The sequence below is a fragment of the Paraburkholderia phenazinium genome, assembly GCF_900142845.1.
GTDB lineage: Bacteria > Pseudomonadota > Gammaproteobacteria > Burkholderiales > Burkholderiaceae > Paraburkholderia > Paraburkholderia phenazinium_A.
In genome coordinates, this window is the sequence record NZ_FSRU01000002.1 from 2,665,230 (window position 1) to 2,688,845 (window position 23,616).

Sequence of the window (23,616 nt, forward strand, 5' to 3'; positions counted from 1 at the left end):
TCGCTGAATGGAAAAACGGTTCGCAAGCCTCGCGGCCGGCGAACCGTTCTGCGCTCCTCACGGGTGTCCTTTCGGGCGTCCAGAGCGGACCACGGCGGCCACGCGCTTACAGACGCTCGATGATGCCCGCTGCGCCCATGCCCGTACCGACGCACATGGTGATCATGCCGTACTTGTAGTTACGGCGACGCAGGCCGTGCACCACCGTCGATGCACGAATCGCGCCCGTCGCACCGAGCGGGTGACCCAGCGCGATCGCGCCGCCGAGCGGGTTGATCTTCGACGGATCCAGACCGAGGTCCTGAATCACCGCCAGCGACTGGGCGGCAAAAGCTTCGTTCAGTTCGATCCAGTCGAGGTCTTCCTGCTTCAGACCCGCGGCCTTCAACGCAGCCGGAATCGCTTCCTTCGGACCGATGCCCATGATTTCCGGCGGCACGCCGCGCACGGCGAAGCTGACGAAACGCGCGAGCGGCGTCAGGTTGAATTCCTTGAGCATCTTTTCCGACACGACGATCAGCGCGCCCGCGCCGTCCGAGGTCTGCGAGCTGTTGCCGGCCGTCACCGAACCCTTGTTGGCGAACACGGTACGCAGCTTGGCGAGACCTTCGAGCGACGTATCCGCGCGCGGACCTTCGTCGAGCGCGATCTCGCGCGTCTTAACCTTGACTTCGCCGGTGGCGAGATCGGGGAAGCGCTCGGTGATCGTGTAGGCGGCGATTTCGTCGTTGAACTCGCCGGCCTGCTGCGCGGCGATCGCGCGGCGGTGCGATTCGACCGAGAACGCGTCTTGCGCTTCGCGGCTGATCTTCCAGCGCTCGGCGACCTTCTCCGCCGTCAGGCCCATGCCGTAGGCGATGCCGAAGTCTTCGCTGCGATCGAAGATGTGCGGCGACATCGACGGCTTGTTGCCCATCATCGGCACCATGCTCATCGATTCGCAGCCGCCGGCGATCATTGCGTCCGATTCGCCGACGCGAATGCGGTCGGCGGCCATCGCCAGCGCCGTCAGGCCCGACGCGCAGAAACGGTTCACCGTGACGCCGCCCACCGTATTCGGCAGACCGGCGAGCAGCGCGCCCATGCGCGCCACGTTGAGGCCCTGTTCCGCTTCCGGAATCGCGCAGCCGATGATGGCGTCTTCGATCACCTTGGTGTCGAGACCCGGCACTTGCGCCACGGCCGACTTGATCGCGTGCACCAGCAGTTCGTCGGGGCGCGTGTTCTTGAACATGCCGCGCGGCGCCTTGCCGATCGGCGTGCGGCTCGCGGCGACGATGTATGCGTCTTGCAATTGCTTTGTCATTTGAGGCTCCTCAATTTGCTCGTCGCGCGTTAGTTACGCACCGGCTTGCCGGTTTGCAGCATGCCCATGATCCGTTCCTGCGTCTTTTGCGTGCCGAGCAGGTCGACAAACGCACGGCGCTCGAGTTTCAGCAGCCACTCTTCATCCACCAGGCTGCCGGCTTCGACATCGCCACCGCACACCGCTTCAGCAATGCGGCTCGCGATCAGGAAATCGTGCTCGCTGATGAAACGGCCATCGCGCATGTTGACGAGCGAAGCCTTGATCGTCGCAATCGCCGAACGGCCCGCCACCGGCACCTGCGTCACACGCAGCGGCGGACGATACCCCGCAGCGGACAGCGCACGCGCTTCCTTCTTCGCGACGTCGAGCAGTTCGAACACGTTGAAGACGATCGTGTCGGACGGCTTCAGATAGCCCATGGCGCGAGCGTCGAGTGCGGAGGCCGAGACCTTCGCCATCGCCGCGTTTTCGAACGACTTCTGCACGAACTTCAGCAGGTCGTTGGTCGCACCGGCCGCGGTGGCCGCTTCTGCCGCACGCAGTGCCGCTTCCTTCAGACCGCCGCCCGCGGGCACCAGACCCACGCCCACTTCCACCAGGCCCAGGTAGCTCTCGATGTGCGCCACGCGCTTCGCGCTATGCAGCGCCAGCTCGCAACCGCCGCCGAGCGCGATGCCCGACACGGCCGCGATCACCGGCACGTTGGCGTACTTCACGCGCAGCATGCCCTGCTGGAATTTCTGCACGAACGGCTCGATGCCCTTCGCGCCGCCCATCATGAAGGCGGGCATCGCTTCTTCGAGGTTTGCGCCGGCCGAGAACGGCCCGCCCGGCGTGCCGAGCTTCAGCGACGTGGGTTGCCACACCACCAGGCCCTTGTAGTCCTTCTCGGCGAGTTCGATCGCCTGCGTCAGGCCGTCGATCACCGACGGTCCGATCGTATTCATCTTGCTCTTGAACGAGACGATCAGGACGTCGTTCTCGCCGGCACGGTCGTCGACCCATGCGCGCACCGCATCCGTTTCGAACAGCGTCTTGCCGTAGGTCTTCGGATCGGCGCCCGTTTCGCCGACCAGCGGCGCACGGAACACCTGCTTCTCGTACACGGACAGCGACGAGCGCGGCACGAAGCGCTGCGAAGCCGGCGACCACGAACCTTCGTTCGTATGCACGCCGCCCTTCTCGGCAACCGCACCTTCGAGTACCCACGAAGGCAGCGGCGCGTTCGACAGCGCCTTGCCGGCCGCGATGTCTTCCTGCACCCACTCGGCGATCTGCTTCCAGCCCGCCGTCTGCCAGCCTTCGAACGGACCTTCGTTCCAGCCGAAGCCCCAACGGATAGCCAGATCGACGTCGCGCGCGTTGTCGGCGATCGATTCCAGATGCACGCCGATGTAGTGATACACGTCGCGGAAAATCGACCACAGGAACTGCGCCTGCGGATGCTCCGATTCGCGCAACAGCTTCAGACGCTCTGCCGGCGGGCGCTTGAGGATGCGGCCCACCAGTTCGTCGGCCTTGGCGCCACCGTCGACGTACTCGCCCGTCTTCGGATCGAGTACCTTGATCGCCTTGCCTTCCTTCTTGTAGAAACCGCCGCCGGTCTTCTGACCGAGCGCGCCCTTCTTCACCAGTTCGGCCAGCACAGCCGGCGTTTCGTAGACCGGGAAGAACGGATCGTCCTTCAGCGTGTCCTGCATCGTCTTGATGACGTGCGCCATCGTGTCGAGACCGACTACGTCAGCAGTACGGAACGTCGCGGACTTCGCGCGGCCCAGACGCGAGCCGGTCAGGTCGTCCACTTCGTCGAAACGCAGACCGAACTTTGCGGCTTCGGTGATGACGGCGAGGATCGAGAAAATCCCGACGCGGTTGGCGATGAAGTTCGGCGTATCTTTCGCGCGCACGACACCCTTGCCGACCACGCTCGTCAGGAACGACTCGAGCTGATCGAGAATTTCCGGGCGTGTCGTGGCGGTGGGAATCAGTTCGACCAGATGCATGTAGCGCGGCGGATTGAAGAAGTGCACGCCGCAAAAGCGCGCCTTCAGTTCGTCCGAGAAACCTTGCGACAGCTCGGTGATCGACAGACCCGACGTGTTGGTCGCGAAGATCGCGTTCGGCGCGATATGCGGCGAGACCTTCTTGTACAGGTCGTGCTTCCAGTCCATCCGTTCGGCGATCGCTTCGATCACGAGGTCGCATTCGGCGAGCTTCTCGATGTCGTCGTCGTAATTGGCGGGCTGGATGTACTGCGCGTCGTCCTTCACGCCGAACGGCGCCGGCGACAGCTTCTTCAGATTCTCGATCGCCTTCAGCGCGATCGCATTCTTCGGGCCTTCCTTGGCGGGCAGGTCGAACAGCAGCACGGGCACCTTGGCGTTGATCAGGTGCGCGGCGATCTGCGCGCCCATCACGCCGGCGCCGAGTACGGCTACCTTGCGAATGATCAGATTGCTCACGTCGTTCCTCCGGGGGAGTTATGCGGGTGTCGCGTTATGTTTGCGGGGGTTTCGCGTGGGATACACGCGGGCTTCGCAATGTATGTGAGGCTGGCGGCGGCGCCACGCGTGTCGAACATGCGTGGCGCCGCCGTGAGGTGGCTTTAGAACAGCGACTCTTCGACGTCCATCAGCGACTTCGAGCCGGCGCGTGCCTGGCGAATCGTCATGGCCGTTTCCGGCAGCAGCTTGGCGAAGTAGAAGCGCGCGGTGGCGAGCTTGGCCTTGTAGAACGGATCGCCGGACGCTTCCTTGTCCAGTGCGATACGTGCCATGCGGGCCCAGAAGTACGAGAACACCAGGTGACCGACGGTACGCAGATACGGCACAGCGGCTGCGCCGACTTCGTCCGGATTCTGCATGGCCTTCATGCCGAGTTCCATGGTCAGCTTCTGCACCTTGTCGCCGATGTCCGCGAGCGGGTTGATGAACTCCTGCATTTCCGGCTTGATGCCTTCGGCTTCGACGAAATCCGTCACCAGCTTGCCGAACTTCTTCATCTTCGCGCCCATGTCGCCGAGGATCTTGCGGCCCAGCAGGTCGAGCGCCTGAATGGCGTTGGTGCCTTCGTAGATCATGTTGATGCGGGCGTCGCGCACGTACTGCTCCATGCCCCACTCGGCGATGAAGCCGTGGCCGCCGTAGATCTGCATGGCGTGGTTGGTGCTTTCGAACGCGTTGTCCGAGAGGAACGCCTTCAGGATCGGCGTGAGCAGCGCGACGAGGTCGGCCGCGTCCTTGCGCACCGACTCTTCCTCATGCGACAGCTCTTTGTCGATGTGCAGCGCGGACCAGTACGAGAACGCACGTGCGGCCTCGGCGTAGGCCTTCTGCGTGAGCAGCATGCGGCGCACGTCCGGATGCACGATGATCGGGTCAGCCGCTTTCTCCGGCGCCTTCGGGCCGGTCAGCGAACGCATCTGCAGACGCTCTTTCGCGTACGTGAGCGAGTTCTGATAAGCGACTTCGGTCAGGCCCAGGCTCTGCATGCCGACGCCCAGACGCGCGGCGTTCATCATCACGAACATGGCGTTCAAGCCCTTGTTCGGCTCGCCGACCAGCCAGCCCTTCGCGTTGTCGAGATTGATCACGGCAGTGGCGTTGCCGTGAATGCCCATCTTGTGTTCAATGGAGCCGCACTTGACCGTGTTGCGCTCGCCCGGCTCGCCGGCTTCGTTCGGCACGAACTTCGGCACGATGAAGAGCGAGATGCCCTTGGTGCCCATCGGCGCATCCGGCAGACGCGCGAGTACCAGGTGAACGATGTTCTCCGCGAGATCGTGTTCGCCGCTGGAGATGAAAATCTTCGTGCCGCTGATCGAGTAGGAGCCGTCGCTGTTCGGTTCGGCCTTGGTGCGCAGGATGCCGAGGTCCGTGCCGCAGTGCGGCTCGGTCAGACACATTGTGCCGGTCCACACACCCGCGACCAGCTTCGGCAGGTAGCGCTGCTGCAATTCCGGCGTGCCGTGCGCATGCAGGCATTCATACGCGCCGTGCGACAGGCCCGGATACATCGTCCACGCCTGGTTAGCCGAATTAAGCATTTCGTACAGAGCATTGTTGACGAATGCAGGCAGGCCTTGACCGCCATATTCCGGATCGCAGCCAAGCGCGGGCCAGCCGGCTTCGACGTATTGCCTGTAGGCTTCCTTGAAGCCCTTCGGCGTGGTCACGACGCCGTCGCCGACGTACGTGCAGCCTTCCTGGTCGCCGCTTTGATTCAGCGGGAACAGCACTTCGGAGCAGAACTTGCCGGCCTCTTCGAGGACCGCATTGATCGTGTCGGCGTCGAGATCCGCGTGCTTCGGCATCTGCTTGATTTCGGCTTCGACGTTAAGCAGCTCGTGCAACACGAATTGCATGTCGCGCAGTGGCGCGGCGTACTGTCCCATGACTCTCTCCAAAGTTTGACAAGAAGCCAGGCCGTCAGCTTTCGGCCCCGGGTTCGGACCTTTTAGCGCCGCTGGATCCGCCGGATCCGGCCGCCTTGCTAACGGCTTTCGCTCTGATACGAAACAATCAATTTTTCGAGCGCGGCCCACGTCAGCGGCACGGCATCCGGTAAGTGCAGGAAGCGTGCGTCGTGATGCAGGCCGAGCGTGAAGCTGTACAGTTCGAACAGCATCAGTTGCGGGTTCGTGTCCGCACGCAGATGCCCCTCTTCCATCGACTGCGAAATGGCCCGGGTGAGCGCAGCACGCCAGATCGTCACGCTCGACACCAGTTGCTCGCGCACCGGGTTGTCCGCACGGTCGTCGTACTCGACCGCACCGCTGATGTAGATGCATCCGGTGGTGACTTCCTGGATGCGCTTCTCAATCCAGCGGGAGATCATTGCGCGCAAACGCGGCAAGCCGCGCGGCTCACGCAGACTCGGGAAAAACACCTCGTCTTCGAAACGACGGTGATATTCGCGCACCACTTCAACCTGCAAGTCCTCGCGCGACCCGAAGTGCGCAAACACGCCGCTCTTGCTCATCTGCATGCGCTCGGCCAGCAGCCCAATCGTCAGACCTTCCAGTCCGTCGCGGCTTGCCAGATCAAGTGCTGCTTCGAGAATCGCGGCTCGCGTTTGTTCGCCTTTTCGCATAGCTGTTTTACCGTTCTTATGTGACCGAAAGAAAAATCGAACGGCCGTACTATTATTGAGTGCTGCCGTCCGCGAAACAAGGACTTTATTAGAAACCGGTTTCTAACCGGAGCATCAATTTTGCGTCATACGTCAATCGGACGAGGGAGATTTTTTAGAGGCGTTTGCCTTCCCGGTTTGATCTGGCTCATCTGGTGACGCCGGGATTCGATGCAAGACCGGGTTTATCCGGACGGCGGGGAGCGCCGCTTCGCAGCTTAGTCGTAGCCGCCCACGGTGAGCAGTTTCATCACGACGCGGTAGGTGTTGTAGGCCAGCCAGTTCAGCAGGCGCTCGCCCGCCGGACGCGCTTCGTAGTGCGCCAGATCGATCCGGCGCGACTCGTCGAACGCCGTAAGAATCGCCTCGCGCAACGCGTCGATCTGCGGATCCATCACCAGCACGACGTTGGCCTCGTTGTTGAGCATCAGGCTTAGCGCATCGAGGTTCGACGAGCCCACCGTCCCCCAGTTCGAATCGACCACCGCGACCTTGCCGTGCAGCATGGTCTTTTCGTACTCGGCGATCTTCACGCCGGCTTTCAGCAGCGAGCGGTAAAGGAACGGCACGGCGTAGTCGAGCGCGGCGAACTCCTTGCGTCCAATGATGAGCTTCACGTCGACCCCGCGTCGCGCCGCAAACGTCAGCGCGCGGCGCAGCTTGCGGCCCGGCATGAAGTAGGGATTGGCGAGCAGCACCTCGGCACGCGCCTGGCCAATCGCGGTGAGGTAGGCCTTCTCGATGGCGCGGCGGTTGATCAGGTTGTCGCGCGCCACGAAGGCCACCGCCGGTTCGCCCGCGCCACGCAGGTCGGTGCTGCGGTTGCGGCCACGGGCCGGCGCGCTGGGGCTCGTATCGTCCTTGAGGGCGAAATCGGGTTGCAGCGATTCCACCGGACGATGCCCGAAGCGGATGCGATGCCACTGCACCTCGAACGCCTCGCGCACGTCGGCAACCACCGGCCCCTGCAATTCGACCGCGAAGTCCCAGCGGCGATACGGCAGGCGCACGCCGTCGTTCTCGTAATCGTCGACGATATTGATGCCGCCGCACCAGGCCACCTGGTCGTCGACTACCGCCAGCTTGCGATGCGTGCGCGAGAAGCCGAAGCGGCCGAACAGATGCGGGTTGTAGATCCGGTGCTCGACGCCGCGCGTCGGCCAGTCGTTGAAGAGCGCGAGACGCGCAGTGCCGATGCCGTCGGTAATCACGCGCACGCGTACGCCCCGATCGGCCGCGCGCAGCAAGGCGGCGCTGACGGCCTGGCCGGCGCTGTCGTTGCAGAAGATGTAGGTTTCGAGAACGACGTCTTTCCCGGCCGCGTCGATGCGCTCGATCAGCGAGGCAAAGAACCCCTCGCCGGAGCGAAACAGTCGGACTTCGTTACCGGCGGTAAAGCGGTATTTCGACCAGTAACGGCGACCGAACAGGGTTTGCCGGAGCCGCTCGAAACGCCGCGTGCCGCCGCCCGTCACCGGACCCGCCCCTTCAGGCGTCGCGGCAACTGCAGGATCGCGTCGGCGTTCGACGACGAGAAGCAGCGCTCGGCCGCTTCTTCATAGGGCAGCCAGAGGTGCGCCGTATGCTCGAGCGGCGCGAGCGTCACCTCGCAGCGCGCCGGCACCTCGAGGCTGAACCAGTGTTCCGTGTTCTGTGTGACGCCCTCGGCATAGCGATGCCGCCAGACCGGATAGATCTCATACTCGATCTGATACTGCCAGTCGAACAGCGCGTCGCGCGGCACGCTGGGACTGCCGATCACAATGCCCGTTTCCTCGGCCACTTCGCGTGCGGCGGTCTCGGCAAGCGGCTCGTCGAGCGTGTCTTTCGAGCCGGTCACCGACTGCCAGAAACCCGCGCGGTCGGCGCGCTCAATCAGCAGCACATCGAGCCCCGGCGTGTGGATCACAACAAGAACGGATTCGGGAATCTTCGGCGGTTTCGGCATGGCGATAAAACTAGGCGCGGATTAAGCGCGGTACATGTCGGTCGACGGTATGGCTTCGCGTAGGACGTGGCGTGTTGCATCGACTGTAACGCAAAAAAAGGAAAAGGCGCATGACGCGCCTTTTCGTTTGCCTGAGCCTGACGGCGCGGCTCAATGAACGATTGAATCCACCGCCCAATGAGCCGCTGAAGCAGCCTGCAGTCTTATGCCTTCGCTTCCGGCTGACGCAGACGAATGTGCAACTCGCGCAACTGGCGCTCGTCCACTTCGCTCGGCGCCTGCGTGAGCAGACACTGCGCGCGTTGCGTCTTCGGGAACGCGATCACGTCGCGGATCGAATCGGCGCCGGCCATCATCGTGATGATGCGGTCGAGACCGAAGGCGATACCGCCATGCGGCGGCGCGCCGTATTGCAGCGCGTCGAGCAGGAAGCCGAACTTGGCGCGGGCTTCTTCCGCGTTGATCTTGAGCGCGCGGAACACCTTGCTCTGCACTTCTTCACGGTGAATCCGCACCGAACCGCCGCCGATTTCCCAACCGTTCAGCACCATGTCGTAGGCCTTCGCGAGGCAGCGGCCCGGATCCGTTTCCAGATACTCGAGGTGCTCGTCCTTCGGACTCGTGAACGGGTGATGCGCGGCGACGTAGCGGTTTTCTTCTTCGTCGTATTCGAACATCGGGAAGTCCACCACCCACAGCGGCTTCCAGCCGGTTTCGACGAGACCATTGGCCTTGCCGAATTCCGAATGGCCGATCTTCAGACGCAGTGCACCGAGGCTGTCGTTGACGACCTTCGCGCGATCCGCCGCGAAGAAAATGATGTCGCCGTCTTGCGCGCCGGTGCGCTCGATAATGGCCTTGACCGCTTCGTCATGCAGGTTCTTGACGATCGGGCTTTGCAGACCGTCACGACCCTTCGCGACTTCGTTGACCTTGATCCAGGCCAGACCCTTCGCGCCGTAGATGCGCACGAATTCCGTGTAGCTGTCGATATCGCCACGCGACAGCTCGCTACCCTTCGGCACGCGCAGTGCGGCAACGCGACCGTCTTTGGTGTTGGCGGGCGTGCTGAACACCTTGAAGTCGACGTCCTTGACCGCGTCGGTCAGGTCGGTGAATTCGAGCTTGACGCGCAGGTCCGGCTTATCCGAACCGAAACGGCGCATCGCTTCCGAGTACTCCATGACCGGGAATTTCTCGTCCAGTTCGACGCCGATCGTTAGCTTGAACACGTGACGGATCATCGCTTCGAACAGGTCGCGAATTTCCTGCTCCGAGAGGAACGAGGTTTCGCAGTCGATCTGCGTGAATTCCGGCTGACGGTCGGCGCGCAGGTCTTCGTCGCGGAAGCACTTGACGATCTGGTAGTAGCGGTCGAAGTTGGCGACCATCAGCAGCTGCTTGAAGAGCTGCGGCGACTGCGGCAGCGCGAAGAACTGGCCCGCGTTGGTACGCGACGGCACGAGGTAATCGCGCGCGCCTTCCGGCGTGCTCTTGGTGAGCATCGGCGTTTCGATGTCGATGAAGCCTTGCGCGTCGAGATACTTGCGCACTTCCATGGCGACGCGATAACGCAGACGCAGGTTGTGCTGCATCTGCGGACGGCGCAGGTCGAGCACGCGATGCGTGAGACGCGTGGTTTCCGACAGGTTGTCGTCGTCGAGCTGGAACGGCGGCGTGACCGACGCGTTCAGCACGGTCAGTTCGTGACACAGCACTTCGATCTTGCCGCTCTTCAGACCGGCATTGGTCGTGCCTTCCGGACGACCGCGCACGACACCCTTGATCTGCACGCAGAACTCGTTGCGCACGCCTTCGGCCGTCTTGAACATCTCCGCGCGATCCGGGTCGCACACGACCTGAACGAGGCCTTCACGGTCGCGCAGGTCGATGAAGATAACGCCGCCGTGGTCACGGCGACGGCTCACCCAGCCGCACAGCGACACGGTTTGGCCCAACAGTTCTTCGGTCACCAGACCGCAGTATTCAGATCGCATCGACATGATGTTTGTCTTTCGTTTTGCATTGGTTGAACGGCGCGCGGCTCATGAAACTGAAACAATGCGCGCCGGCATTACATCGGCGGCTCGATGGTGGAGCGGCGCACCTGCGCCGGTGGCGCGGACGGCGCCACCACGCCCATCGAGACAATGTACTTGAGCGCAGCGTCGACCGTCATATCGAGTTCGACCACTTCGCTCTTCGGCACCATCAGGAAGAAGCCGGACGTCGGGTTCGGCGTAGTCGGCACGTACACGCTGACGTGATCTTCCTTCAGGTGGTTGACCACGTCGCCGCCCGGGATCCCGGTCAGAAACGCGATCGTATAGGACCCTTTGCGCGGATACTCGATCAGGAGCGCCTTGCGAAACGCATTGCCGCTGCTCGAGAGCAAGGTATCCGAGACCTGCTTGACGCTCGTGTAGATCGGCCCCACCACCGGGATATGGCCGACCAGCAGTTCCCACCACTTCACGAGCTTCTGCCCGATGAAGTTCTGCGTCAACAGCCCGACGATGAAGATGAACGCCAGCGTCAGCACCGCGCCGAGGCCGGGCAGACGGAAGCCGAGCGCCCGCTCCGGCTGCCAGGACTCCGGCAGCAGCAACAGCGTCTGATCCATCGTGCCGATGATCAGACCGAGCACCCACAACGTGATGGCCAACGGCACCAGCACCAGCAGGCCAGTCAGAAACACCGATTTGAGCGTCGCTTTTTTCGTCGTCATGTGTATCGCCAGAAAGCCACCCCGGCGAAGCCGGGCGCGGCGAGTGTGCCGCCTCGAAAGGCGGCGACGCTAACTAGGCGTTGCCGGAGCCGCTGCTGGCGGCGGGTGCCGCTGCCGGCGCCGCCGGCGCTGCGGCTGCGCTCGTGGAACTGGTGGTAGCGCCTTCCGACGCCGCGGGGGCCGCGTTACCGCCTTCGGTCTTGGCGGGCGCTGCCTCGGCACCGCCGCTCGGCGCCGCTGCGCTCTTCGCGCTATTGCCGCCGCGGAAGTCGGTTACATACCAGCCCGAACCCTTCAACTGGAACCCGGCCGCAGTCACCTGCTTGCGAAAGGTGTCTTTCCCGCACTCAGGGCAGTGAGTCAGAGGGGCGTCGCTCATCTTCCGAAGCACGTCCTTCCCGAAGCCGCATGACTCGCAGCGATAAGCGTAGATCGGCATGATCTTTTCCCTACAGTAATCTGATAAACGCTTGCAAAGCCTTGAATTATAGCCGCAAACAATTCCCGCCCCCCGATTTTGGGGACGCGCGGCCGACGCAGGCACCGTTGGCGTAGATGGGGGCGCTCGTCGCGGGATCAAGTCCCGGGCGCGGCCCGACGGCGCCAGGTCAGCCAGCGTTCGCGACCGGCGAACACCGGCATCGAGTCGCTCACCGGCTCGTCCTCGATTAGATCGAAGTACGGTGTCAGCAAGACGTCGAGTTCGGCGCGTTCGATTCCGAAGGGCGGCCCTTTCGGCGTCGCGCCCAGAAAAAAGAAACCGGCCAGCAACGCGCCCGGTGGCAAAAGTTCAGCCATGCGCTGCGCATAATCGGCGCGGCGGTCTCCCGGCAACGCGCACAGAAACGCGCGTTCGTACATCCAGTCCGGCGCGAACGGCGGTTGCCAGGCGAAGAAATCAGCCTGTTCGACCACCTCTGCGTACGTGCCTAACTGCGTGCGCGCCGCCGCGACCGCTGCGGGCGAGAAATCGATCGCCTGCACGCGGCGTCCCTGACGGGCCAGCCACAGCGCCTCCCAGGCGCTGCCGCAACCGGGGATCAAGACAGCCGCCTCAGTGTGCCGTGCAGCGAAGGCCTGAAAAGCCGCGGGTACGCCAGCCTGATCCCATGGGATGAAACCGCGCTCGAAGCGCTCGTCCCAGAACGCCGGGGAGTTCGGATCGCGCGTGGCGAAGTCGGCGCTTGTGGGGTTAGAGGGGTCTGCCGGCCGGGTTGGATCGCTCATCGGTGCATCTCCTTACCCGCCATACGCCAGCGCCAGCCATGCGCGCGCCACCACCGCCCCGATTCCCACCGCAATCCCGAACAGCAGCAGGCCCTGCAGCAACCGGTTAGTGCGCTTCTGCTCGAGCAAAATCTGGCGAATCATCTCGTCGCTCGTACCGCGCGAGTTGTCGTGGCGCTCCGCCAGCACGTGATGGATCAACCGCGGCAATTGCGGCAAGGTCTTGCTCCACTGCGGCGCCTCGATCTTGAGCCGCTCATACCAGCCGCGCAGGCCGATCTGCTCGTTCATCCAGCGTTCGAGGTAAGGCTTGGCGGTTTTCCAAAGGTCGAGTTCGGGATCGAGCGAACGCCCCAGACCTTCGACGTTCAGCATGGTCTTCTGCAGCAACACGAGCTGCGGCTGGATCTCGACATTGAAGCGGCGCGACGTGGAGAACAGGCGCATCAGCACCTGGCCGAGCGAAATGTCTTTCAGCGCGCGGTCGAAGTATGGCTCGCAGACCGCCCGAATCGCGCTCTCCAGTTCCTCGACACGCGTGGTGGGCGGCACCCAGCCCGATTCCAGATGCAGCGTGGCGACGCGATGGTAGTCGCGCTTGAAGAAGGCGAGGAAGTTCTGCGCGAGGTAGTTCTTATCGAAGTCCGACAGCGCGCCGATGATGCCGAAATCGAGCGCGATATAGCGCCCGAAGTGCGCCGGATCGAGACTGACCTGGATATTGCCCGGGTGCATGTCGGCGTGGAAAAAGCCGTCGCGGAACACCTGGGTGAAGAAAATCTCGACGCCTTCGCGAGCCAGCTTCGGAATGTCCACGCCCGCGGCGCGCAGCGTCTCCACCTGGCTGATCGGCACGCCGACCATACGCTCCATCACCAGCACGGTGGGCGTGCAGAACTCCCAATACATCTCGGGAACGAGCAGCAGATCGAGGCCCGCAAAATTGCGGCGCAACTGACTGCCGTTGGCCGCTTCGCGCATCAGGTCGAGTTCGTCGTGCAGGTACTTGTCGAACTCGGCGACCACCTCGCGCGGCTTCAGGCGCTTGCCGTCGGCCCACAGACGCTCGGCCCAGACGGCGATGTCGCGCAGCAGCGCGAGGTCGGAGTCGATCACGGGCAGCATGTTCGGCCGCAACACCTTCACCGCGACGGCCTTGCCCGCATGCTGGCCGGCCTTCACCTTGGCGAAGTGCACCTGTGCGATCGATGCGCTCGCCACCGGTACCCGCTCGAAATCGTCGAACAGCACGTCGACCGGCGCACCCAGCGACTTCTCCACGAGGCCGATCGCCACATCCGAGGGGAACGGCGGCACCTGGTCCTGCAGCTTGGCGAGTTCGTTGGCGATGTCGACAGGCAGCAGGTCGCGCCGGGTGGACAGCACCTGGCCGAACTTCACGAAGATCGGGCCGAGGCTTTCGAGCGCGAGGCGCAGCCGCACGGCCGGCGGCTGGTCGAACTTGCGGCCGATGGTGGTGATACGCAGCAACAGACGCACGCGGCGGTCGTTGATGCGGCTCAGCATCATCTCATCGAGACCGAAGCGGATGACAGTGAAGAAAATCTTGAGGAAACGCAGAAAACGCATGGTTGAGCCCGGTGACTAGCGCGTGCCGCGCGACGTGGCGGCGCCGCCCGACGCATCGGCGCCGCGGGCTTCGACCTTCTGTTCAAGGCGCTCGAGGCGCTTTTCGACGCGCGCCAGCGCATCGCGGGCGCGAGCGAGTTCGGCATTGAACTCGTCGAGCGCGGCGCGGCGCACCAGTTGCGGATTTTCATCGAGCAGGTACTCGGCGACCGAGTCGAGCAGATTGCGCCCGGTGCGGCGCGCATGCTCGCTGACCGAGCGCGCCACCGAGGCCACCCGCCAGGCCGGACCGTCGCCGATCAGCCGCGCCAGGTCTTCCTCCGGCTCCCAGCGCAGATGCTCGGCCAGCTTGGCGATGACCGTGACGAACTCCGCGTCGCCCTCGATCTTCACATGCTTCATCACCGCCGCCTGACCACCCTGGACAAAGGCCGGCAGCGCCTCCGACGGCACGGCGATGGTGACGTCGAACAGCTGCGCCTGCGTTTCGTCGACCGCGGTCAGATAGCCGTCCGGCTGGACCAGCAGGATCAACACGACCGGCGAGCAGGATAGCCGGGCAGTCTTGCCGGCGTAGGGGGCGAGGCGCTCACGAGCCCACGATTCGCGGGCGAGCAGATGATTGACGGCAGCAGCGAAGGGCTTGGCGGCGAGGGTCATTGAAAGTGGCAAGAAAAAACCCGCGCGGGCGATGTGCCCGCGCGGGTTCCTATTGTAACGTCCGTTCGCTTTCCGGCTTGCTCAGCCGAACGGCCAATATGCAAGGCGCGACGTTAATGCGCAGACGTGGCCGCGCCGACCTGCTGAATGCCTGCGAGCAACCAGCCTTCGCCGGCGCGGGTCGACTTCGACAGGTTCCAGATCTCCACAAACGGCTCGGCCGGCGCGCCCGAGCTCTCGCGCATCAGGCCGGAGAAGCGCACGCTGGCGACGAACTCGCTGCCGAGGTCTTCGACACCCAGCAACTCGGCGTTCAACTGCACGACATCGGTCAGGTTCGATTCCGGGCCGCGCGCGTCCAGGTCGACCTTCACTTCGGCGAACATCTCCGGCGTCGTGAATTCGCGGATGTCCGCGATGTTCCCCACGTCCCACGCGGCCTGCAGGCGCACGAAGTAGACCTTGGCATTGCGGACGAAGGCTTCCGTGTCAAAGCCGGCCGGCACGACAGGCGCCGCCTGCATCACCGGCGCAGCCAGCGCGCCGCTGCCGCGCGGATCGAGGTACGAACCGGAAGCCGACGACGCCCCCGGCGTGAAGCTGGGCTCCTGCGCGTAGTGATCGCGGCTGGTGTTCAGGCTCGGTGCGCTGCCCGCGTATGCCGGCGTCGCCGCGTCGCGCTTGCGGCCCATGAAACGGCGGATCAGCCAGATCGCCAGCATGGCGATCGCGGCGATCACAAGCATGTTGGCCATGGCACCGGCAAACGCCTCGCCCAGCCCCAGGTGCGAAAGCAACGCGGCAATGCCGAGGCCCGCGGCCAGGCCGGCGATCGGCCCGAGCCAGCGCGAGCGGTTAGGCACGGCGGCCGGCGTCGGCGCCGCTTGCGCGCGCTGTGCCTGGGCGGCTTGCGCCGATTGCTGGGTGGATTGGCCGGGTTGCGCCGGCGGCGTCGTCTGACGCTGCATGGTGGTGGACTGTTGACGGCCGATGCTGCGGCCGCCGCCCATGCGCCTTGCCTCGGCGTCGAGCGAGGCAACGGTGGCGAGCGCGATCAGACCGACCATCGCTGCCAGTCCGATTCTCCTCGCCAACGACCCCTTAGCCTTACGGGAAGATAACAGACGCGAATCGGACATGATGAACTTTTCCTTTAAAAACGATGGGTTAGGGACCCTAGTATTTGGTCCCCACGTGTAAAGCTACCACACCAGCTGACAAATTGTAATATTTGACGCCGTCGAGGCCAGCTTGTTCCATCATCGTCTTTAAAGTTTCCTGGTCCGGGTGCATGCGGATCGATTCCGCCAGGTAACGGTAGCTCTCGGCGTCTTTCGCGAAGCGGTCGCCGAGCCACGGCAGCACCTTGAACGAATAGACGTCGTAGACTTTTTTCAGCGGATCCCACACCTTGGAGAACTCCAGCACCAGCAGGCGCCCGGCCGGCTTCAGCACGCGGCGCATTTCCGCCAGCGCGACGTCCTTGTGGGTCATGTTGCGCAGCCCGAACGCCACGGTCACCACGTCGAAGTAGTTGTCTGGAAAGGGAATTTTCTCCGCATCGCACAGCAGCGCCGGCGTGATGATGCCCTTGTCGAGCAGCCGGTCGCGGCCCACGCGCAGCATCGATTCGTTGATGTCCGTATGCCAGACCTCGCCGGTCGGCCCCGCTTTTTTGGCGAATTCCTTGGAGAGATCGCCCGTGCCGCCCGCGATATCGAGCACTTTGTAGCCCGGCCGCACGTTGGCCTGGGCGATCGTGAAGATCTTCCACGCCCGGTGCAACCCGCCCGACATCAGGTCGTTCATCAGGTCGTAGTTGGCGGCAACGGAGTGGAACACGCCCGCCACCTTCTGCGCTTTTTCCTGTTCGTCGACTGTCTGAAAGCCGAAGTGGGTTTTGCTCATCGCGTTCGTCCTTTCGCGTATTCTGGATTGTTGCGCCGCATCACTGCGGCAGTCAGGCCGAATCGTATCAGTGACAATGACCGTGCGGGGCGCCGGATGCCGCCATGGGGGCGTCGCGGTCGACGCCCGCCGCTGCCAGTTTGTCGAGATACTCGCGCCAGAGTTCATCCTGGCGGGTGGCGATGTCGTACAGCAGGTCCCACGAATACAGCCCGGTGGAGTGGCCGTCCGAGAAGGTCGGCTGGAGCGCGTAGTTGCCCACGCCCTCGATCGCGGTGATCGTCACCTCGCGCTTGCCGGTCTGCAGCGTTTCCTGCCCCGGCCCATGCCCGCGCACTTCCGCCGAAGGCGAATACACGCGCAGCAACTCGAACGGCACACGGAAAGATTCGCCGTTTGCGTACTGCAGTTCGAGCACGTGCGATTTGGCATGTACCACCACGCCGGTCGGCACCGGCGTGTCGGGAGTCAGTCCACTCATATCGTTAGCCTCGGGCCAGAACGTGTTCGATTTCCTGCCGCACCGCGTCGCGCAGCAAGGTTGCCTGCGCGCGGCGCGAGGACAGTAGCGCCTCCGACACCGTGCGCTGGCGCGGCGCCCAGATCGGCAGCGGAAAATGGGCGTCGTTCGAGAAACGCGGAATCACATGCCAGTGCACGTGCGGCACCTGGTTGCCGAGGCTCGCCAGGTTCACCTTGACCGGTTGCAGGATGCGCCGCATGGCACGCTCGACCGCGTACACCGCGCGCATCACGCGGTCGCGGTCGGCCTCGGCGAGATCCGAGAACTCGGCAACGTGCTTGTTCCAGATGACCCGGCAGAAGCCCGGGTAATCGTGTTCGTCGGCGAGAACGACACGCAGCGTATCGTCCTGCCACAGCACGTCGCCGCCATCTTCACGGCAAAATACACAGTCCATCGTCGTCCTCAGGCGGGAATCGTCAGTCGTGCCATTAAACCAGCACGCGCTCGATTCCGCCATTGTTCGCACGCTGAACGTAGTCCGCCATCCAGTCTTCACCCAGCACGTGACGGGCCATTTCGACGACGATGTAGTCCGCCTCGATGTTCGCGTCCTCGTTGTAGCGCGACAGCCCTTGCAGGCAGGACGGGCAGCTCGTCAGGATCTTGATGTCGGTGGCGCCGTTCGGCGTTGGACCGTTGCCGGCCTTGAGCACCGAGCCTTCCGGCGCGCCGGCCGCACCCGCAGAAGCATTAGCCGGGTTGATGCCGTTGGCGCCTGCTTCGGCCACCAAAGGAATGCCCCGCAGCTTCGCGGCGCCCTTGCGGATCTCCTCTTCCTTGCGGAAACGGACCTGCGTCGAGATGTCCGGACGCGTCACCGCGAGTGTGCCGGATTCGCCACAGCAACGATCGTTCTTCTCGATCGTGTAGCCGTCCTTCTCCGAACCCATCAGCTGGTTGACGAGCTTGACCGGGTCCATCGTCTTGATCGGCGTGTGGCACGGGTCGTGATACATGTAGCGCATGCCATTGACGCCGTCGAGCTTCATGCCCTTCTCGAGCAGGAATTCGTGGATGTCGATGATCCGGCAACCGGGGAAAATCTTCTCGAATTCGTAGCCGGCGAGCTGGTCGTAGCACGTGCCGCACGACACCACCACCGTCTTGATGTCGAGGTAGTTCAGCGTGTTGGCGACGCGGTGGAACAGCACGCGGTTGTCCGTGACGATCTTCTCGGCCTTGTCGAACTGGCCCGAGCCGCGCTGCGGATAGCCGCAGCACAGGTAGCCCGGCGGCAGCACGGTTTGCACGCCCGCTTCCCACAGCATGGCCTGAGTCGCCAGACCCACCTGCGAGAACAGACGCTCGGAGCCGCAGCCCGGGAAGTAGAACACCGCTTCCGTATCCACCGTAGTGGTCTTCGGATTGCGGATGATCGGCACGATCTTGTTGTCTTCGATGTCCAGCAGCGCGCGCGCCGTCTTCTTCGGCAGATTGCCCGGCATCTTCTTGTTCATGAAGTGGATCACCTGCTCCACCACCTTCGGCTTGCCGACGGTGGCCGGCGGGTGCGCCGTCTGCTTCTTCGCGAACTTCTTCAGCACGTCGTTGCCGAGCCGCTGCGCCTTGTAGCCGACGCCCATCATCGCGGTGCGCGCGAGATTGATGGTCTGCGGGTTGGTGGCGTTGAGGAAGAACATGCCGGCCGCGTTGCCCGCGTTGAACTTCTTCTTGCCCATCTTGCGCAGCAGATTGCGCATGTTCATCGTGACATCGCCGAAGTCGATCTTCACCGGACACGGCGTCACGCACTTGTGACAGACCGTGCAGTGATCGGCGACGTCGTTGAACTCATCCCAATGTTTGATGGACACGCCGCGGCGCGTCTGTTCCTCGTAAAGGAACGCCTCCACCAGCAGCGAGGTGGCGAGAATCTTGTTGCGCGGGCTGTACAGCAGGTTGGCGCGCGGCACGTGGGTCGCGCACACCGGCTTGCACTTGCCGCAGCGCAAGCAGTCCTTGATGGACTCGGAAATGGCGCCGATGTCCGACTGCTGCATGATCAGCGATTCATAGCCCATCAGCCCGAAGCTCGGCGTGTAGGCGTTGCGCAGGTCCGCGCCTTCGAGCAGCTTGCCCGCATTGAAGCGGCCATGCGGATCGACGCGTTGCTTGTACTTGCGGAATTCGCCGATCTCTTCTTCGGTGAGGAATTCGAGCTTGGTAATGCCGATGCCGTGCTCGCCCGAGATCACGCCGTCAAGCGAACGCGCCAGCTTCATGATGCGCGCGACCGCCGTATGGGCGTCCTGCAGCATCTCGTAGTTGTCGGAGTTGACGGGCAGGTTCGTATGAACATTGCCGTCGCCCGCGTGCATGTGCAGCGCGACGAACACGCGGCCGCGCAGCACCTTCTTGTGGATGGCCTGCGCTTCTTCGAGGATCGGCTTGAATTCGCCGCCGTTGAAGATCTGGCGCAGTTCGGCGCGAACTTCCTGCTTCCATGAGACGCGGATCGTACGGTCCTGCGTGACATGGAACACCGTGGCGTCGGGCTGCGCGTCGGCGCGATCGGCAAACTTCTCCGCGAGTGCTTCGTAGCCGAGTCCCACCAGGTAATGCTGGGCTTCACGCAAGGACAGATCGAGCTTGTCGCGCAGGAATTCCCAGCGGGTGCGGACCTGCTTGAGGAGATCGAGCGCGTGCTGCACGCGGTCTTCCAGCAGTTCGGCGCTCGGAATTTCATTGGCGTCGTCGCTCTTGCCGAGCGGCAGCTTGCCGGCCTTGAAGAACGCTTCGAGCGCGTCGAGCAGTTGCAGCTTGTTCTTGATCGACAGTTCGATGTTGATGCGCTCGATACCGTCGGTGTACTCGCCCATGCGGTTCAGCGGAATCACCACGTCTTCGTTGATCTTGAAGGCGTTGGTGTGCTTCGCGATCGCGGCGGTACGGCTGCGGTCCAGCCAGAAGCGCTTGCGCGCCTCCGCGTTCACCGCGACGAAGCCTTCGCCGCTCTTGCCGTTGGCCATGCGCACGACTTCCGAGGTGGCTTGCGCCACCGCATCCGCATCGTCGCCGACGATATCGCCGATCAGCACCATCTTCGGAAACGCGTTGCGCTTGGACTTGGTCGCATAACCGACGGCGCGCAGATAGCGCTCGTCCAGATGCTCCAGGCCGGCGAGAATCGCGCCGCCCTTCTTCGACGTTTCGAACAGGTAGTCCTTGATTTCGACGATGCTCGGAATCGCGTCGCGCGCCTGGCCGAAAAATTCGAGGCAGACGGTGCGCGTATGCGCGGGCATCTTGTGCAGCACCCAGCGCGCCGACGTGATCAGGCCGTCGCAACCTTCCTTCTGGATGCCCGGCAGGCCGGCGAGGAATTTATCCGTGACGTCCTTGCCCAGGCCTTCCTTGCGGAACACGCGGCCCTTGATGTCGAGCGATTCCGTGCGCAGCAGCTTTTCACCGGGCGCGTGTTCGCCGTCGAACCACTTCAGTTCGAAGCGGGCCACCTCGATGTCATGGATCTTGCCCATGTTGTGGTCAAGACGCGTGACTTCGAGCCAGTTGCCCTCCGGGTCGACCATGCGCCACCAGGCGAGATTGTCGAGCGCGGTGCCCCATAGCACGGCCTTCTTGCCGCCCGCATTCATGGCGACGTTGCCGCCAATGCACGAGGCGTCGAGCGAGGTGGGGTCGACCGCGAACACGAAGCCCGCCTGTTCGGCCGCTTCCGTCACGCGGCGCGTGACGACGCCTGCGCCCGAGAAGATCGTGGCGACCTTGCGCGGCACGCCCGGCAGTTCGGTCATTTCAACCGCGCCCAACTGTTCCAGCTTTTCGGTGTTGATGACGGCCGAGAACGGCGTGAGCGGCACGGCGCCGCCCGTGTAGCCGGTGCCGCCGCCCCGCGGAATCACCGTCAGGCCCAGCTCGAAGCAGGCCTTGATCATGCCGGCGATCTCGGCTTCGGTGTCTGGCGTCAGCACGACGAACGGATACTCGACGCGCCAGTCGGTCGCGTCCGTGACGTGCGAAACGCGTGAGAGGCCGTCGAACTTGATGTTGTCTTTCTGCGTGACGCGGCCCAGCACCTTGGTGGCACGGCGGCGCAGCTCGGTGGTCTTGTCGAACTCGGCGGAGAAGTCGTCCACGGCACGGCGCGCGGCCACCACCAGCGTTTCCACGCGGGCTGCCCGGCCGACGCCCGCTTCGTCGCCGTGCTCGGTCAGGTCGGCGCGACGGCGCTTCTCGATCTCCGACAGGCGGTGATGCAGGGCTTCGATCAGCAGTGCGCGGCGCTTCGGGTTGTCGAGCAGGTCGTCTTGCAGGTAAGGATTGCGGCGCACCACCCAGATGTCGCCGAGCACTTCGTACAGCATCCGTGCCGAGCGGCCGGTGCGGCGTTCGGCGCGCAATTCGGCCAGCGCGTCCCACGCATCGTTGCCCAGCAGGCGGATAACGATTTCACGGTCGGAAAACGAGGTGTAGTTATAGGGAATTTCGCGCAGGCGCGCTTCAGGGTCGGCGGCCACCGCAGCGGCGGCTCCGTGCGGATCGAATACTTGAGGTGCGTTCATGGTTGGACGACTCGGTAGGTCTGTCAGTTGGGCGCGCTCGCTAATCGACGACGTTGATTGACGATAAGGAGGCACCGCCTGACGGTGCGCGTGGGGCGCAATTCTGGAAATCTTCTAGTTCAGCGAAGCACCTGCCGGCGGGCGACACACGCCGGCCGCTTCGCGGCGCTCAGAGGCAGCTACACGATCGTGTGCAACAGACGTGCCGCTGCGCCGCGGGGCGAGACTCACGCGGGGCGGGCATCAAATGGGCGATCCGAGGCTGCCAGTGCATCTTCCGGTCCTTGTTCCAAATTGGAATTCTACCGCATGATCTGCGCACGCGTTGATGCTCGAATCGGGCTGTAACGAGGCTTTTGCACGCGCAAGCGCAGAAATATGTTCCAACTGGTGAGTTCATAATTGATCGACCGAACGGTCGGGCGGCTGCGCTTCCCACACCCTGGCCATTCGGTAGAGTCCAGCGCACGGGCCGTTGGCGCTATCATTGTCCTTTCCCGTCTCACACAGCGCACCGCGCCACCCGCATGGCTTCCCACGACTATCTGAAGAAAACCTTGACCGCGCGCGTCTACGACGTCGCCCGCGAGACCGAACTCGAGCATGCGCCGAATCTGTCGGCACGGCTGCGCAATCCGATTTACCTGAAGCGCGAAGACAACCAGCCGGTCTTCTCGTTCAAGGTGCGCGGCGCGTACAACAAGATGGCGCATATTCCGGCCGAAGCGCTGCAACGCGGCGTGATTACGGCGTCGGCGGGGAATCACGCCCAGGGCGTGGCGCTGTCGGCCGCGCGCATGGGCGTCAAGGCGATTATCGTGGTGCCGGTCACGACACCGCAGGTGAAAGTCGACGCGGTGCGCGCACACGGCGGCCCGACGGTGGAAGTCGTTCAGGTGGGCGAATCGTATAGCGACGCCTACGCGCATGCCGTCAAGCTGCAGGAAGAGCACGGCCTGACCTTCGTGCACCCGTTCGACGATCCGTACGTGATTGCCGGCCAGGGCACGGTGGCAATGGAGATCCTGAGCCAGCATCAGGGGCCGATTCACGCCATCTTCGTGCCGATCGGCGGTGGCGGGCTGGCGGCCGGGGTTGCCGCTTACGTCAAGTCGGTGCGCCCGGAGATCAAGGTGATCGGCGTGCAGACCGACGATTCCTGCGCGATGGCGCAGTCTCTTAAGGCGGGCGAGCGGGTCACGCTGAGCGAAGTGGGTCTCTTCTCCGACGGCACGGCCGTGAAGCTGGTGGGCGAGGAAACCTTCCGCCTGTGCCGCGAGTATCTCGACGACGTGCTGATCGTGAATACCGACGCCCTGTGCGCGGCGATCAAGGACGTGTTCCAGGACACCCGCAGCGTGCTGGAGCCGGCGGGCTCGCTGGCGGTGGCGGGCGCCAAGCAGTATGCGGAGCGCGAAGGCATCGAGAACCAGACGCTGATCGCGGTCACCTCCGGCGCCAACATGAATTTCGACCGGATGCGTTTTGTGGCTGAGCGTGCCGAGGTCGGCGAGGCGCGCGAGGCCGTGTTCGCGGTGACGATCCCCGAAGAACGCGGCAGTTTCAAGCGCTTCTGCGAACTGGTCGGCACGCGCAGTGTGACCGAGTTCAATTACCGGATCGCCGACACGAACTCCGCGCATATCTTCGTGGGCGTGCAGATCAGGAACCGCAGCGAATCCGCGCAGATTGCAGGCGCTCTCGAAACACACGGCTTTGCCACGGTCGATCTGACCGGCGACGAGCTCTCCAAGCAACATATCCGCTACATGGTGGGCGGCCGCTCGCCGCTCGCGCATAGCGAACGCCTGTTCCGTTTCGAATTCCCGGAACGGCCGGGTGCGTTGATGAAATTCCTGTCGTCGATGGCGCCGAACTGGAATATCAGCCTGTTCCATTACCGGAACCAGGGTGCGGATTACAGCTCGATCCTGGTGGGCATCCAGGTGCCCGTTTCGGAAAGCAGCGAGTTCGACCGCTTCCTGACGACGCTCGGCTATCCGTATTGGGAAGAGACGACGAACCCGGTGTACCGGCTGTTCCTCGCATAGGCTCACGGACCAGGCT

The 23,616-nt window shown here is 63.7% G+C and carries 17 protein-coding genes and 1 pseudogene; 1 reads left to right on the top strand and 17 read right to left on the bottom strand.

Translation table 11 applies throughout. The features are described 5' to 3' along the window. Positions 1 to 106: 106 nt before the first annotated feature. The 17 genes and pseudogenes from BUS12_RS28935 to BUS12_RS29015 all read right to left on the bottom strand — a co-directional run bounded on the left by BUS12_RS28935 (position 107) and on the right by BUS12_RS29015 (position 21,549). A complete protein-coding gene (locus BUS12_RS28935; RefSeq protein ID WP_074300784.1) occupies positions 107 to 1,306 on the bottom strand; it encodes an acetyl-CoA C-acyltransferase in 1,200 nt (399 codons plus the stop codon). A gap of 29 nt (positions 1,307 to 1,335) precedes the next feature. Further along, positions 1,336 to 3,771, bottom strand: coding sequence for a 3-hydroxyacyl-CoA dehydrogenase/enoyl-CoA hydratase family protein (locus BUS12_RS28940; protein WP_074300785.1), 2,436 nt, complete (start codon positions 3,769 to 3,771; stop codon positions 1,336 to 1,338). 143 nt (positions 3,772 to 3,914) lie between these two features. Beyond that, positions 3,915 to 5,702, bottom strand: coding sequence for an acyl-CoA dehydrogenase C-terminal domain-containing protein (locus BUS12_RS28945; protein ID WP_074300786.1), 1,788 nt, complete (start codon positions 5,700 to 5,702; stop codon positions 3,915 to 3,917). A 98-nt stretch (positions 5,703 to 5,800) separates the two neighbouring features. Next, on the bottom strand, positions 5,801 to 6,400 hold the full coding sequence (locus tag BUS12_RS28950; protein ID WP_074300787.1) for a TetR/AcrR family transcriptional regulator: 600 nt from the start codon (positions 6,398 to 6,400) through the stop codon (positions 5,801 to 5,803). A gap of 257 nt (positions 6,401 to 6,657) precedes the next feature. Continuing rightward, positions 6,658 to 7,842, bottom strand: a pseudogene (gene clsB, locus BUS12_RS28955) (cardiolipin synthase ClsB); the annotation flags it as partial. A 68-nt stretch (positions 7,843 to 7,910) separates the two neighbouring features. Further along, positions 7,911 to 8,387: a dihydroneopterin triphosphate diphosphatase gene (gene nudB / locus BUS12_RS28960; RefSeq protein WP_074300789.1), complete on the bottom strand. Its 477-nt coding sequence runs from the start codon at positions 8,385 to 8,387 to the stop codon at positions 7,911 to 7,913. A 203-nt stretch (positions 8,388 to 8,590) separates the two neighbouring features. Continuing rightward, complete coding sequence (aspS, locus tag BUS12_RS28965; protein WP_074300790.1) at positions 8,591 to 10,390, bottom strand: aspartate--tRNA ligase; 1,800 nt, start codon at positions 10,388 to 10,390, stop codon at positions 8,591 to 8,593. Positions 10,391 to 10,461: 71 nt separating this feature from the next. Further along, complete coding sequence (locus BUS12_RS28970; RefSeq protein WP_074300791.1) at positions 10,462 to 11,115, bottom strand: DUF502 domain-containing protein; 654 nt, start codon at positions 11,113 to 11,115, stop codon at positions 10,462 to 10,464. A 73-nt stretch (positions 11,116 to 11,188) separates the two neighbouring features. Then, positions 11,189 to 11,554, bottom strand: coding sequence for an FmdB family zinc ribbon protein (locus BUS12_RS28975; RefSeq protein WP_074300792.1), 366 nt, complete (start codon positions 11,552 to 11,554; stop codon positions 11,189 to 11,191). A 137-nt stretch (positions 11,555 to 11,691) separates the two neighbouring features. Then, positions 11,692 to 12,342: a methyltransferase domain-containing protein gene (locus BUS12_RS28980; RefSeq protein ID WP_074300793.1), complete on the bottom strand. Its 651-nt coding sequence runs from the start codon at positions 12,340 to 12,342 to the stop codon at positions 11,692 to 11,694. 12 nt (positions 12,343 to 12,354) lie between these two features. Continuing rightward, positions 12,355 to 13,932, bottom strand: a complete 1,578-nt coding sequence (gene ubiB / locus BUS12_RS28985) for a ubiquinone biosynthesis regulatory protein kinase UbiB (protein WP_074300794.1) — start codon at positions 13,930 to 13,932, stop codon at positions 12,355 to 12,357. Positions 13,933 to 13,947: 15 nt separating this feature from the next. Then, positions 13,948 to 14,592 (bottom strand): ubiquinone biosynthesis accessory factor UbiJ, encoded by a 645-nt coding sequence (locus BUS12_RS28990; protein ID WP_074300795.1) that lies wholly within the window; start codon positions 14,590 to 14,592, stop codon positions 13,948 to 13,950. 113 nt (positions 14,593 to 14,705) lie between these two features. Beyond that, positions 14,706 to 15,731 (bottom strand): Tim44 domain-containing protein, encoded by a 1,026-nt coding sequence (locus BUS12_RS28995; RefSeq protein ID WP_074300796.1) that lies wholly within the window; start codon positions 15,729 to 15,731, stop codon positions 14,706 to 14,708. 37 nt (positions 15,732 to 15,768) lie between these two features. Continuing rightward, complete coding sequence (gene ubiE / locus BUS12_RS29000) at positions 15,769 to 16,500, bottom strand: bifunctional demethylmenaquinone methyltransferase/2-methoxy-6-polyprenyl-1,4-benzoquinol methylase UbiE (RefSeq protein ID WP_074300797.1); 732 nt, start codon at positions 16,498 to 16,500, stop codon at positions 15,769 to 15,771. Positions 16,501 to 16,567: 67 nt separating this feature from the next. Next, entirely contained in the window at positions 16,568 to 16,981 is a 414-nt protein-coding gene (locus BUS12_RS29005) for a gamma-butyrobetaine hydroxylase family protein (protein ID WP_074300798.1), read from the bottom strand. Between the two features lie 4 nt (positions 16,982 to 16,985). Beyond that, the gene (locus BUS12_RS29010) at positions 16,986 to 17,420 is read right to left on the bottom strand and encodes an HIT family protein (protein ID WP_074300799.1); all 435 of its coding nucleotides are present in this window, start codon (positions 17,418 to 17,420) and stop codon (positions 16,986 to 16,988) included. Positions 17,421 to 17,454: 34 nt separating this feature from the next. Next, on the bottom strand, positions 17,455 to 21,549 hold the full coding sequence (locus BUS12_RS29015; protein WP_074300800.1) for a DUF3683 domain-containing protein: 4,095 nt from the start codon (positions 21,547 to 21,549) through the stop codon (positions 17,455 to 17,457). Positions 21,550 to 22,076: 527 nt separating this feature from the next. Between BUS12_RS29015 and ilvA the strand changes: the two genes are divergently transcribed. Then, positions 22,077 to 23,600: a threonine ammonia-lyase, biosynthetic gene (ilvA, locus tag BUS12_RS29025; RefSeq protein ID WP_074300802.1), complete on the top strand. Its 1,524-nt coding sequence runs from the start codon at positions 22,077 to 22,079 to the stop codon at positions 23,598 to 23,600. Positions 23,601 to 23,616: the final 16 nt, after the last annotated feature.